Source organism: Trichloromonas sp. (genome assembly GCF_041583255.1).
GTDB lineage: Bacteria > Desulfobacterota > Desulfuromonadia > Desulfuromonadales > Trichloromonadaceae > Trichloromonas.
This window is the reverse complement of record NZ_JBFHGD010000091.1, coordinates 1-12617: the sequence shown is the minus strand read 5'-3', so window position 1 is coordinate 12617 and position 12617 is coordinate 1. Positions and strand designations below refer to the sequence as shown.

Genomic DNA, 12617 nt, shown 5'->3' with positions numbered 1-12617 from the left:
GCCTGGTCGAGCTTTTCCATGGCGAAGCCGGCGTGGATCAGCAGGAAATCGCCGACCTGCACGTCTTCGACCATCATCAGGCTGGCCTCCCGCTTGACTCCATCGATTTCGCAGATCGCCGTGTCACCGTCGATGCGGATGACCTGCATTGGAATCGCTAGACACATATCAAACTCCGGTGATTGGTTTAAAATAAAAACCTTGAAAACCGTCTCTCGCCCGCTCCTTGCAGTCGCTCGAGCACGCAGAGATCGCAGAGTAAAACCCCTGTTTTTCAAGGTTTGGTTTTTCTCTGTGTCCTCTGTGAGCGCTAGTGAGCGCAGCGAACGGGCGCGAGATATGCCTTTCAGGCTTTTGGGTTTTGCTTTTCAATGGTTTGCTTGAGCAGCCATTCATACCATTGCTCCATCCCCGCGCCGCTGTGGCAGGAAAGCTCCAGGATGCGGATGCCCGGGTTGACCTGGCGGGCGAACTGCTTGCATTTCTCCAGGTCGAAGCGCAGGTAGGGGAGCAGATCGATCTTGTTGATCAGCATCAGGTCGGCGGCCTGGAACATCTGCGGGTATTTGAGCGGCTTGTCTTCTCCCTCGGTGACCGACAGCACCGCGACCTTGTGGTCTTCGCCGAGGTCAAAGGAGGCCGGGCAGACCAGGTTGCCGACATTCTCGATCATCAGGATGTCGGTGGCGTCGAGGTCGAACTCGTCGACGCCGTGGCCGACCATGTGGGCGTCGAGGTGACAGCCGGCGCCGGTGTTGATCTGCTTGACCGGCACCCCGGTGGCGGCGATGCGGTCGGCGTCGTTGGCGGTCTGCTGGTCCCCTTCGAGGACGGCGAAGGTCAATTCGGCCTTGAGGTCGGCGAGGGTCCGTTCGAGGATCGAGGTCTTGCCCGAGCCGGGAGAGCTCACCAGGTTGAGGACGAAGAGCTGTTTTTCGGCGAAGCGCGCGCGATTGTGCGCGGCCAGGCGGTTGTTCTTGCCCAGCAGGTCTTCCTCGATGCGCACGGTCTTGCCCTTGCCGTGCTCATGGGGGTGATGGTCATGCTTATGGTCGTGATGATGGTGGTCGTGGCTGCTCGGGCCGCAGCCGCAGTCGATGCACATGTCAGTCGATCTCCATTTCCGTGACTCTGAGTTCGTCCCCGGCGATCCGCTGCAGCGCCAGGCTGCCGCAGGTCGGACACTCGAAGCTGTGAGGGTCCATCCCGCATTCGGCCCGGCAGTCGCCGCAGCGTCCGCGGCCGGGGATCCGGTCGATGATCAGGGAGGCTTCTTCAAGAAGTGTTCCTTTGCTGCAGGCCTCGAAGCAGAATTCCACCGCTTCGGGGACGACGCCCGACAGTTCGCCGATTTCGACGGTGACGCTGCGGATGATCGTTGCGCCCTGGCGACGGGCGTTTTCTTCGCAGATTTCGACGATGCTGCGGGTGATGCCGACTTCGTGCATGGGCGGTTTCCCTTTGTTTTACGGGTGTTTCTTGGTGTTGCTCAGGCGTTTACTATAGGGGCATGTGCGAGTCAAAATCAAGCCTTCTCTGGGAGCGAAGTTGAGCGGGCGGGTCGGGAAATGATTTGCGGAGAGGGGCGGCTCTCTGCTATCGTGACCGGCACACTCCGCTGCAAAGGATTAAAGGGCATGGAACAGGGAAGGGTTTACATCTGCGACGAAGATCGGGGCAGTCGGCAGTTTTTCGAAAAACTGCTGGGTGCCCAGGGGCATGAAATCCTCTCTTTCGGCAGTGGCGGGCAGATGCTGCAGTCCCTGGCCGAAGCGGGCGAAGAACGCCCCGACCTGGTGCTGCTCGACGCCCGGCTGCCCGGCCCCGACGGGCTGGAGACGCTGCGGCGGATCAAGGCGCTGCGGCCGGAGACCGCGGTCATCGTGATGAGCGCTTTTGCCACCGTGCGTTGCGCGACCGAAGCGCTCAAACTGGGGGCGAGCGACTACCTGGCCAAGCCGGTGCTGGCCGACGAACTGACGGCGCTGGTGGCCAAGGAGGTGGGGTCGCGCCGGCTGGTCGAGGAGAACCGCTCCCTCAAGGCGCAGATCCGCAAGCGCTTCGATCCCGACCAGGTGGTCTTCAAGAGCGCTGTTTTCAAGAACGTCTTCGACCTGGCCCGCAAGGTGGCGCCGAGCGATGCCGGGGTGCTGGTGCTCGGCGAAAGCGGCACCGGCAAGGAGCTGATCGCCTCGACCCTGCACTACAGCAGCCGGCGGCGGGAGCAGCGCTTTCTCACCATCAACTGCGCCGCCCTCACCGACACCCTGCTTGAAAGCCAGCTCTTCGGCCATGTCAAGGGGGCCTTTACCGGCGCCGTGGCGACCCAGCGCGGCCTGGTCGAAGAAGCCAACAAGGGAACCCTCTTTCTCGACGAAATCGGCGACATCAGCCCGGCTCTCCAGGCCAAGCTGCTGCGGGTATTGCAGGAAAAGGAATTCATCCCGGTCGGCTCGACCCGGGTGCGCCATGCCGACGTCCGTTTTGTCGCCGCGACCAACCGCGACCTTGAGGCCGACGTCGCCGCCGGGCGCTTTCGCGAGGACCTCTATTACCGGCTCAACGTGGTCACCCTGCGCTTGCCGCCGCTGCGCGAACGGCGCGAGGATATCCCCCTGCTGGCCGACTATTTCATCGCCAAATTCGCCCCCCGCGGCGATATCCGGCTGGCGCCCGAGGCGATGGCCCGGCTGCAGGCCTACGACTGGCCCGGCAACGTGCGCGAGCTGGAAAACGTGATTGAAATGGCGGTCATTTTCGCCGAGGGCGGGATCGTCAGCCTCGAGCATCTTCCGGTCAAGGTGGCCGAAGGTCGACCGGTGGCTTTCAACCTGCCGCAGGAGCAGATGACCATGGCGGATGTCGAGCGCATGTACATCGAGCAGGTCTACCGGCAGACCCGGTTTCACAAGGTGCGCACCTCCCAGATTCTCGACATCTCCCGCAAAACCCTCGATCGCAAGCTGCAGCAGTACCACATTTCTAAAGACGATTCCGAGTAAGGCCCATAATAATAAATATTTGTAGTTTAGCTCAGCCTTCCCCCCCCCTTCGCCGCCGCCGGAGCGAAGGGGACGTTTGGGGAAAGAGCCGTGAGCCTAAGCGAAGCGCATGTGAACGGCCCCCAAACGGCTGCGCAGCGGAGGGAACCCGCCGCAGGCGGGCAAGGCGTTGGGGGCGCCCTTTTGATCCAACCTTTTGGGCGAACAAAAGGTTGGGCGGCGTCCGGGGCCGCACCCCCGGGGTTTTGATTTTGATCTTTTTTCAGAGACTTAACTGGGACGGAAAAGAAAATCAAAACCGGCGGGATTCGCCCCGCCAGGCGACTTCCTTTTCTTGCTCACCCAAGAAAAGGAAGCAAAAGAAGGGTGCCCGGGCTCCTTGCCCTTCGGGTTCCCTACGCTCCGCAGACATTTTGCGGCCGGGCAAAAACTCGCTACGCTCAGACATTTGCCCGCCTGTTTCGCAAAACGTCCACTCCGCTCCGGCGGCGTCACACGGGATGGTCAAGCAATTCAAAGACAAAAAAGGCGGGACCAGTTCGGTCCCGCCTCGTAATATTCGCAGATATTTCTGCCAGTTACTTCTTATCCCCGGCAAACAGATCCAGCTGATCAAACCGGTGCACCGCCACCTTGAACGGCCGCTTGAGAAACCGCGGGCAGTCGAGCAGCAGGGTGGTGTCTGCCTGCTTGCAGCTGCGCAGGCAGTTGCCGCACAGCGAATTGCATCCGGTTTGCTTCAGGGTCTTGGCCACAGGTTACTCACCTCGAAAGGAAAAACGAACATCCGCCGTTATTATCGCCGCAAGGGGGCGCAAAAGTAAAGGGGGTGCTATTGCGCCGCAGCGGCAAGGAGTTCGGCGATGGCCGCCTTGAGCCGCGCGATCCCCTCCGGCTCAGGTTCGATATCGATCTCGATGCGCCGCGCAGGACGGGTGTGATCGTAGAGGGGATCGTAATAGAGGACCATCAGCTCACGCACCAGCTCTTCCCAGCGTCCCTCTCCAAGCAGGGCCAGCATCCGCGCCACCGCCTCGCCGCCGAGGCGCGGCTTGAGAGCGGTAATCGGCGCCACAAAGGCCGCTCGCAGCTCGTCCAGGGCGGGGTAGTCTTCAAGGATGACCCGGATCCGATAGTCGAGGGAGGCGTTGATCCACAACGATTTTTCCGTCTGCAGCGCCGCGTAAATCCGGGGCGGCAGCAGCAGCCGGCCGATGTGCCGGCTTTCCCCTTCGGCCAGGGCGTAGCAGCCGGGCGGAACCTTGCGCAGCTCATCCCACAGGGCCGCCTCGAAGCGCTTCTGGGTCGGCTGCGGCGGCAGTCCCAGGGCGCCGAAAGCGCTCCCCCGGTGACCGGCCAGCCCCTCCAGGTCGATGACCGGATAACCGTCGCCGGCCAGCTGCTTGAGCAGCCGGGTCTTGCCGACCCCGGTCATGCCGCGCAGCACCAGCAGGCGCCCCCACTGGCCCTGCTCAAAAAAGTCGCAGACCAGGGAACGGAAGCGCTTGTGCCCCCCCTGCAGCTGGCGGGCGGGAATCCCGGCGAGGTTGAGAAAAGCGGTCAAGGCCCGGCTGCGCATGCCGCCGCGCCAGCAGAAGACAACCACCGGCCCGCGTCCCTGCTGCCAGGCCGCCTCGACCTGCTCGATCAGGCCGGGGAGCTTCGGCGACACCAGCCTGACCCCGAGCCGGCGGGCGACCTGCTTGCCCTGCTGCTTGTACAGGGTGCCGACCTCGGCCCGTTCTTCATCGCTGAATATCGGCACGTTGATGGCCCCGGGGATGGTCGCCTCGGCGAATTCGGCCGGGGTGCGGGCATCCACCAGCAGGGCGCCCTGGTCGCGCAGAATCAGGGCGCGTTCAAGCTCTATGGTCACATCTTCGGACATAATTTTCCAGCAAAAGGGTCGACAGTTCCGCTGTTATACCGGAAATCCCCCCGACCGACAAGCATTCCGCCGCAAAAGACATTTCAGATATTTTTTTCCAGATCGGGCCACAAATCCATTGACAAGCCAGGCCGGCCGGGTTATCTTGCCTGTCCTGACGCGGGGTGGAGCAGTCTGGTAGCTCGTCGGGCTCATAACCCGAAGGTCGAAGGTTCAAATCCTTCCCCCGCAACCAAAAAAATCAAAAGGGACCGGCTTTTTAGCCGGTCCCTTTTTTTGTCTTCGATCTCTGCCTCAGTCGCCGTCCGTGAGCCCCGCATAGAGAAAATGTCCTGCCATGTCCCTGGGGCGCACCGGGATCTCGAAGCTGACCTTGGTGCCGAGGCCCGGCTCGCTGTCGACCCAGATGCGGCCGTCATGGGCCTCGACGAAATGCCTGGTGATGCTCATCCCCAGTCCGGTGCCGCCGATCGACGTGTTGGACGCGTCGCCGCGGTAAAACTTGTCGAAAATCCTCTTCTTCTGCTCGGCGTTCATGCCGATCCCCTGGTCTTCGACCGATACCTGGCAGCTGACTTCGTTGCAGCGCACCGACAACCGGACCAGGCCGCCTTGCGGTGAGTACTTGAAGGCATTGCTGAGGATATTGTCGAGAACCTGTTCGAGCTTGCGCTTGTCGGCCACGATCTCGACCGGCTCCTCGGGCAGATAGACTTCAAACTGGTGCAGCCCCTGCCGGGCTCGATACGGTTTGACCACCTGCTCGACCAGGTTGCTGAAATTGAACCCATCGACAAAGATTTCGAGTGGCCGGCCCGACTCGATGCGGCTGATGTCGAGCAGGTCGTCGACGATTTTCGACAGCAGGTCGGCCTTGTCGAAGATGTACGTCAGGCTCGCGCGCTCGTCCTCGGGAGAGAGCGCCCCCTTCTGCGACAGCAGCAGCTCGGAAAAGCCGATGATGGCGGCCAGCGGAGTCTGCAGCTCGTGGGCCGCGGTGGAAACGAACTCGGATTTCATGCGGTCGATCTCGCGGTCGCGGGTCACGTTCTGCATGATGGTGATCATGCCTTTTACCTGCCCGTCCTGGTCACAGAGCGCGGAGGTGCGCCCCTGGTAAATCCAGGTGCCGCCATCGGGCGCCGGCACCGAAAAGTCGACCCGTCCGCCATGGTTCTCTACGGCCAGGGTGGCCTGCAGCTCCCGGAGCAGGCGTTGATCCGAAAGGACATCCTCCAGCGGCAGCCCGAGCGATTCGAACAGGCAGATCCCCAGCATCTCTTCGGCGGCCCGGTTCATCATGATGATCCGGTGGACCGGGTCGGTAACGATCAGGGGATCGGCCACCGACTGCAGAATGCCGTCCATCTTGGCCCGGGCATCCTCGGCCGCCGCCAAGGCCACCTGCACCGACTCTTCGGCCGCCTTGCGGTCGCTGATGTCGACGAAGCTTTCGAGCAGGTATTTTCGTCCGTCGAGAACAACGGACGTCACCAATTTAAAAATCGGGACGATTCGGCCATCCGGCCGATGGATATCACACTCACGGGTCGATGCGGTCAGCCCCTGGTCGAGAATCGGGCAGCCGTCGTGCGACTTCGGACAAAGATACTCCATGCATTCGGAACCGAGTATTTTCTCAACCGGCGCCCCGACCATCTCGACCGCCCGGCGGTTGGCATCGACAATGCGCTGGGATTGCGCGTCAATCAGCAGAATCCCGGCCAGCACCGAGTCGAAAATGGCATCGAGGCGGGTATTGGCCGTAGCCAGCGCCTGTTCTTTATGCTTGCGGTCGGTAATATCGTTGTACACCAGAACGACCTGGGCAATGGCGCCGGACTGGTTCTTGATCGGGGTGCCGACCACGGCGTAATGCCGTCCAAGCGACTGCCAGTTGCGCCGGATCACGGTGCGGCCCTGCTGCATGACCATCTCGAAGACGCAGGCTTCGCGGCGGGACTCGGGGGAGCAGATTTTCTCGAAACAGCAGCGGCCGATCAGCTCGTCGCCGTCGTCGAGGAAGAGTTCCCTGAGCTTGGTGTTGTAGGAAAGGACCTCGCCGGCCGTGTTCAGCACCATGATGCCGTTGCCGGCGGCATGGAAAATCGCATCGATCTCGTTTTTCGCCAGGGAAAGGTCTTCGTTGGCCTGCCGCAGGTTTTCCAGGATCTGCACGAAGGTGTCGCTGACGATGCCGATCGGGTCGAGGTCGATCAGCATGTCATCGTCCAGCTCCTCGCGGCGCAGGGGCGAGGTGCCGACCACGCCCAGCAGCTGGTCGACCTTGCCGCGCAAGTATTCGCCGCTCTTCTGCTGCCAGTCGCGCAGCGCACGGTTTTCTTCCTGCAGCCGCTCGATTTCGGCCCGCAGGGCATCCGCCTCCCGCTCGGAGGGGGATTGTCGCGCAAGATTCTTGTCAGACATGTTCACAGATCTTTACCGATCATGATGCAGTAGTAGCCATCTTGCTTGACCACGCTGACGGCATGGCCGAGATTCTTCACCATCTGCGGGATGGTCGCAGTGGCGTCGCGCGCGTCGGTTTTAACGGTGAGCCGCAGCGCCCCAGTCTTGAGCGCCTGCTGGTGACGGTTGATCACCCGCAGCGTCGTCAGCAGCGACGAGGGGCAAACCTGCCCGCGGATATCAAATTCCAGCTGTTCGATCTTCTTACCCTCCACAGTCCCCCCCACGGATCAAACGACGTACTTGACCAGAATCCGGCTGCCGAGCCAGGCCCCGGGAAAGAGTGCCGCGATAAACAGCAGACTCTGACCGGCGAGCATCGGCGCCCCCCCCATCAGGTGCCAGACATTACAGCCCGGCACCAACCTGGCGCCCAGCCCCATCAGCATACCACCAAACAAAGCCCAAAAGCACTGTTTTAATGGCACTTTTGCAGAGAACTTCCATTCTTTAAGCCGCGCGGCCGAAAAAGCCGATCCGCACAGGATTCCGAAAACGACCGGAAACTGCACCACGACGATGCCGTCCAGCCGCGGCCCGGCGCCGCCCTGCAGCGAAAAACCGAGAAAAGGGTGGGTGAACCGAAACGGCTCGTCGATGAAATAGGCCAGGCTCGCGACATGCCCGGGGATTGCCAGACTTTCCAGGTAGCCACCCATTTTGGCATAGGCCGTGGTAATCCCGAAGGGCATGCCGACCAGCAAGGCCGAGCCGAGCCCCAACAGGGCAAGCCAGAGCGCTGCCCTCCAGGGCTGCAGGTAGCCTTCGGCGAAGGCCGGCTGATCCAGCTTTCCCGCCCGGAACCAGCGAAAAAGCACACACCCCGCAGCGACGACGAACAGGGCCACCGCCAGGGTGGGTGAAACACCCAGCATCTGCGGCAGGCTGACCTGGGAGGCCAGCCTGGTCGCGCGGGACAGCTGCATCCACCAGGGATGAAACTCGGCATAAAACGCGCTGCCGGCGAGCAGTCCGACAAACGCCAGCAGGCTCGGCAGACTCCCTGCCCCCATTTTGTACAGCGTTCCGATCGCGCAGCCGCCGGCCAGCACCATGCCGACCCCGAACAGCGCCCCGCCGATCGGGGTGACCAGCGAAGGGGGCGCAAAGAGCGGGAAAGGCAGCCGCACCAGACCGAAAAGACGCGCGAGTTCAAATAGCACCATGCTGGCCACGATCAGTAGCAGCAGCACCCGCAACATGGCCAGGCTGCGAAACAGAAAGAGGTCGCGGAACATGCCGGCCATGCAGAAATCGGAGCGGTGCATGATAAAACCGGCAGCACAGCCGAGAAAAAAGGAAAGGATGACAATGGTCAGCAGCATAAATTCCTGGGCATCCGCACTCAAGACAAGCAAAAGATCTCTGCCTAGGACTGCACTCCATGTGCCAAAAAGTACAGACTGAAATAAACCAGTATCACATCACTGGTTTATTATCACAGCCCCATGATTTCATCGGTTTGCCAGGCCGGGCATCGCCCTGCCCCCAACGGTGCCCGTGCCTGTCGCCGCCATTTCACGCCATCCCCTCGGGCATTCGACACTGGCTCTTCCGACTTTCTGCACCGGTTTCAGCGAAAACGCCCCGATCATCCGGGTGACGGATGACGGGGCGTCGCAACAGGAGTGATGTATCGATCACCCGGGCGTACTAGCTAACAGGGCACAGCAAGAGGCTAAAACTGCCTTGAGGTCAGAGAGACAGGCAGTTCAGCTCAGGCCACCCGACGCAGCGACCGGCACAGGCTGAGCAGCTCGGGATCGTTCAGCGGCCGCTTGTTGCGCTGGGAGATGCTGCGCACCCGGTCGAGCAGGTCATCGGCCTCCAGCCGATTCACCTCGATGCCGAGCTGGTTCAGCCGGTGGATCAGCGCATGGCTCCCCGAATGCTTGCCCAGCACCATGTGCCGCGACAGGCCGACCTCTCCAGGATCGAAACCCTCGTAATTGACCGGGTTCTTGATCACCCCGTCGGCATGCAGCCCCGATTCGTGGGAAAAGACTTTTTCCCCGACCACCGCCTTCCATTCCGGCACCGGCCGACAGCTGGCTCGGCCGACATAGCGGGAAATTTCGACAAACCGGCGGGTGTCGATTCCGGGATCGACGCCGCAGGCATGCTTGAGCGCCATCACCACCTCTTCGAGGGCGGCGTTGCCGGCCCGCTCGCCAAGTCCGTTGACGGTGGTGTTGACAAAGCTGGCGCCGGCTCTGAGCCCGGCAATGGCATTGGCGGTAGCCATCCCCAGGTCGTTATGGGTGTGCACCTCGATCGGCAGGTCGACCCGGTCGGCTAGATATTTGACGTTGTCGTACATGGCGAAGGGATCGAGGATCCCCAGGGTGTCGCAATAGCGAAAGCGATCGGCGCCCAGCGAGCGGGCGGTCTGCATCAGTTCGACCAGAAAACCGAGATCGGCCCGGCTCGAATCCTCGCCGCCAACCGAAACGTAGAGATCGTGCTCCTTGGCGAAGCCGAGGGCGCTCTTGAGCTGCTCCTTGACCCAGCTGCGATCTTTTCTCAGCTTGTGCCGGATGTGAATATCGGAAACCGACAGCGAGATATCGACCGCCCGCACCCCGGCGTCCAGCGAGGCCTGGATGTCCGACTTGACCGCCCGGTTCCAGGTGATCAGCCGGGCCCTGAGGTCCATCTCGACCAGGGCGCGGACACTGCGCTGCTCATCCTTGCCCATGGCCGGAATGCCGCACTCCAGCTCGCCCACGCCAATCTCGTCGAGCATGCGCGCGATGCGCTTTTTTTCGGCCAGGGTGAAGACCACGCCGGCGGTCTGTTCGCCGTCGCGCAGGGTGGTGTCGTCTATGATGATCCGGCGATTTTCCATGCTTTTCATTTGCGCCTCCGTGCAACATAAAAAGCCCCTGGATCTTCAAGATCCAGGGGCTGCAGTGCCAAGATGCCGGCAGCGTTGCCGAGCGGGGATGTTTTTATGTACTTGGCCTATTATTAGCAGACTTCGTGCCAAAAACGAAAATCAATAAATACGGCCAGTTAACAAAGACGCACAGGAACAACTGATTATATTTTATGCTCCGGTGATACCGAATGGGGCTCTCACCCCCAGCCGGGCGAGCTGCGCTGACTGTCCCCGAAATCAACGGGCGATCAAGTCAAAATACCGCGCTAAAGAGTCACCCAAACAAAAGTTTGACACAACAAGAGAACGCGCCTCAGCGGCAGGCCGCCACGGCAAGAAAATTTTCAAACAGCCGCAGGGAGACCTTCTGCAATTCTTCGGAACGCCCCTTGAAATCCGCCAGAATGCTCGGGGCATCGGCGACCGTACACCATTCGGTGACGATCGCTTCGTTGACCTCGGGATGAAACTGCAGCCCGTAGGCATTGCGGCAGCGGAAGATCTGCCCGGGGCAGGCGACCGAGGCGGCCAGGTGCAGTGCCTCGGGGGGGAGGGTGAAACTGTCGTTGTGCCACTGGAAGGCGCTGAAGAGCGGGGGAATCCCGGCCACAAACGGGTCACGCTGTCCGGCAGCGGTCAACGCCACCGGCAGCAGGCCGTGTTCGCCGTTGCGGTGCGAATGAACCACCCCGCCGGCGGCTTCGGCCAGCAGCTGGCCGCCGAGACAGATGCCGAGCAGCGGCAGGTCGGCCGCGACCGCCTCGCGCAACCAGGCTTTAAGGGGGCGCAGGTAGGGGTAGCGGTCGGTGTCGCCCACCCCCATGTAGCCGCCGAGAACGACGGCCGCGCTGAGCGAATCCCAAGGCGGCAGGGCATCGCCGTCGAACAGCCGCACCAGCTGGTGCGGCAGCTCGCGCCGGCGCAATAGATCGCCCAGAATTCCGGACGGCACCCGTACATCGCATTGCACAACCAGCAGCATCACATCCCCCCTGGATTTCAGTAGAGCCGGCGAAAGGCCGAGGCCTTGATCACCGCGTAGATTTCGGCGCCGGGCACAATGTTCAGCTCCTCGGCCGCCCGCTTCACCACCTGCGCGATCAGCCGTTCACTGCCGCAAGCCAGTTCGACCCCGACCCGCCCATCGAGCTCGAAGGTGCTGACCGCCTGGCATCGCAGCAGGTTGCGAGCGCTGATCGCCTCGGGGCGACCCCGAAAGAGCATGATGTCCTTGGATGACAGCTCGAACAGCGCCCCGTCCAGGCGCCCCGGAGTCGTCAACAGCCGGGTACCGTTCCAGCGGTAGGCGAACAGGCCGTCGTCCTCAATCGGGTCGGAGAGCTTGAGCAGGTTGATGTAGCCGGCGCGGGTCCAACCCATGCGCTGACGGGCCAGCTCTTCGGGGCTGGTCTGCGCCGAGACCTCCCCCTTGTGCAGCACGATCACCTCGTCGGTCATCAGCCGCATCTCGTTCATCGAGTGGGAGATCAGCAGGGTCGGCACGGCGAAGCGTTCGCTGATCGCGGTGAGATAGGGGATGATCTGGTACTTGAGAGCCTCATCGAGAGCCGACAGCGGCTCATCCATGAGCAACAGCTTGGGGCTGGCCAGCACCGCCCGCCCCAGCGCCACCCGCTGGCGCTCGCCGCCGGAGAGGGCGTCGGCGCGGCGGTCAAGCAGTTCGCCCAGGTCGAGTACCTCGATCAGATCTTTCGGCTCGATCTTGCGCAGCGCCTTCGGGGTGCGCTTGTAGCCGTACAGCAGGTTGCGCTTGACGCACATATGGGGAAAGAGGTGGGCGTGCTGAAAGACCACGGCGATGCGCCGCCGCTCGGGCGGCAGACAGATGCGTGACTCCGAACAGTACAGCAGTTCGCCGTCCAGCTCGATGCGCCCGGCATCGGGGGTGATCAGGCCGGCCAGCATATGCACCAGAGTCGATTTGCCGCTTCCCGAACGGCCGAAGATGCCGACCCGGTCGGCGTGGGTGATAAAGCTGGCGTCGAGAGTGAAATCACCGAGTCGCTTGCGCAGGGAAATGTCCAATCTCATGGCTGCCTCCGCCGACTGAAGCGCCGCAGCAGCCCTTCGTTGAGCAGCAGCACGGCAAAGGAGAGGACAATGGACACGGCACAGAGCGCCAACGCCATGCGATCGCCGCCCGGCGTGTTGGTGTAGTCGTAGATCGCCAGCGGAATAGTCTGGGTTACCCCGGGGATGTTGCCGGCGATGACGATGGTGGCGCCGAATTCGCCGAGGCTGCGGGCGAACATCAGGGTCGCCCCGGCCAGCACCGAGCGGCCGGACAGCGGAATAACCACAGAGAAGAGGGTGTCGTACCAGTGCGCCCCCAGGGTGCGGGAGGCCTGCAGCAGTT

The 12617-nt window shown here is 62.2% G+C and carries 13 protein-coding genes and 1 tRNA gene; 2 read left to right on the top strand and 12 right to left on the bottom strand.

Going from position 1 to position 12617, the window contains the following annotated elements:
- From ABYV89_RS09025 to hypA, 3 genes are all read right to left on the bottom strand, one after another.
- A partial coding sequence (locus ABYV89_RS09025) for a HypC/HybG/HupF family hydrogenase formation chaperone (protein WP_432822624.1) occupies nt 1-167 on the bottom strand: 167 nt, incomplete at its 3' end.
- 179 nt (nt 168-346) lie between these two features.
- Nucleotides 347-1105, bottom strand: coding sequence for a hydrogenase nickel incorporation protein HypB (gene hypB / locus ABYV89_RS09020; RefSeq protein ID WP_432822622.1), 759 nt, complete (start codon nt 1103-1105; stop codon nt 347-349).
- A gap of 1 nt (nt 1106) precedes the next feature.
- Nucleotides 1107-1448 (bottom strand): hydrogenase maturation nickel metallochaperone HypA, encoded by a 342-nt coding sequence (gene hypA / locus ABYV89_RS09015; RefSeq protein WP_432822621.1) that lies wholly within the window; start codon nt 1446-1448, stop codon nt 1107-1109.
- A gap of 189 nt (nt 1449-1637) precedes the next feature.
- On the opposite strand from hypA, the gene ABYV89_RS09010 reads away from it, so the two are divergent.
- Nucleotides 1638-3002 (top strand): sigma-54-dependent transcriptional regulator, encoded by a 1365-nt coding sequence (locus ABYV89_RS09010; RefSeq protein WP_432822620.1) that lies wholly within the window; start codon nt 1638-1640, stop codon nt 3000-3002.
- A 578-nt stretch (nt 3003-3580) separates the two neighbouring features.
- Here ABYV89_RS09010 and ABYV89_RS09005 read toward each other — a convergent pair.
- Both ABYV89_RS09005 and mnmH read right to left on the bottom strand, forming a co-directional pair.
- Nucleotides 3581-3757 (bottom strand): hypothetical protein, encoded by a 177-nt coding sequence (locus ABYV89_RS09005; RefSeq protein ID WP_432822619.1) that lies wholly within the window; start codon nt 3755-3757, stop codon nt 3581-3583.
- 77 nt (nt 3758-3834) lie between these two features.
- Nucleotides 3835-4890, bottom strand: coding sequence for a tRNA 2-selenouridine(34) synthase MnmH (mnmH, locus tag ABYV89_RS09000; protein WP_432822618.1), 1056 nt, complete (start codon nt 4888-4890; stop codon nt 3835-3837).
- A 158-nt stretch (nt 4891-5048) separates the two neighbouring features.
- On the opposite strand from mnmH, the gene ABYV89_RS08995 reads away from it, so the two are divergent.
- A tRNA-Met gene (locus ABYV89_RS08995) sits at nt 5049-5125 on the top strand.
- Between the two features lie 59 nt (nt 5126-5184).
- On the opposite strand, the gene ABYV89_RS08990 is transcribed toward ABYV89_RS08995, so the two are convergent.
- The 7 genes from ABYV89_RS08990 to ABYV89_RS08960 all read right to left on the bottom strand — a co-directional run.
- The gene (locus ABYV89_RS08990) at nt 5185-7317 is read right to left on the bottom strand and encodes an ATP-binding protein (protein WP_432822617.1); all 2133 of its coding nucleotides are present in this window, start codon (nt 7315-7317) and stop codon (nt 5185-5187) included.
- Nucleotides 7318-7319: 2 nt separating this feature from the next.
- Nucleotides 7320-7574 (bottom strand): sulfurtransferase TusA family protein, encoded by a 255-nt coding sequence (locus ABYV89_RS08985; protein WP_432822616.1) that lies wholly within the window; start codon nt 7572-7574, stop codon nt 7320-7322.
- A 15-nt stretch (nt 7575-7589) separates the two neighbouring features.
- On the bottom strand, nt 7590-8684 hold the full coding sequence (locus tag ABYV89_RS08980) for a YeeE/YedE family protein (RefSeq protein ID WP_432822615.1): 1095 nt from the start codon (nt 8682-8684) through the stop codon (nt 7590-7592).
- 392 nt (nt 8685-9076) lie between these two features.
- Complete coding sequence (nifV, locus tag ABYV89_RS08975) at nt 9077-10207, bottom strand: homocitrate synthase (RefSeq protein ID WP_432822623.1); 1131 nt, start codon at nt 10205-10207, stop codon at nt 9077-9079.
- Nucleotides 10208-10553: 346 nt separating this feature from the next.
- The gene (locus tag ABYV89_RS08970) at nt 10554-11222 is read right to left on the bottom strand and encodes a type 1 glutamine amidotransferase (RefSeq protein ID WP_432822614.1); all 669 of its coding nucleotides are present in this window, start codon (nt 11220-11222) and stop codon (nt 10554-10556) included.
- 17 nt (nt 11223-11239) lie between these two features.
- A complete protein-coding gene (gene modC / locus ABYV89_RS08965) occupies nt 11240-12292 on the bottom strand; it encodes a molybdenum ABC transporter ATP-binding protein (protein ID WP_432822613.1) in 1053 nt (350 codons plus the stop codon).
- Nucleotides 12289-12617, bottom strand: a 329-nt coding sequence (locus ABYV89_RS08960; protein WP_432822612.1) for a molybdate ABC transporter permease subunit, incomplete at its 5' end; no start/stop codon positions are given. The genes ABYV89_RS08960 and modC, both read right to left, overlap by 4 nt.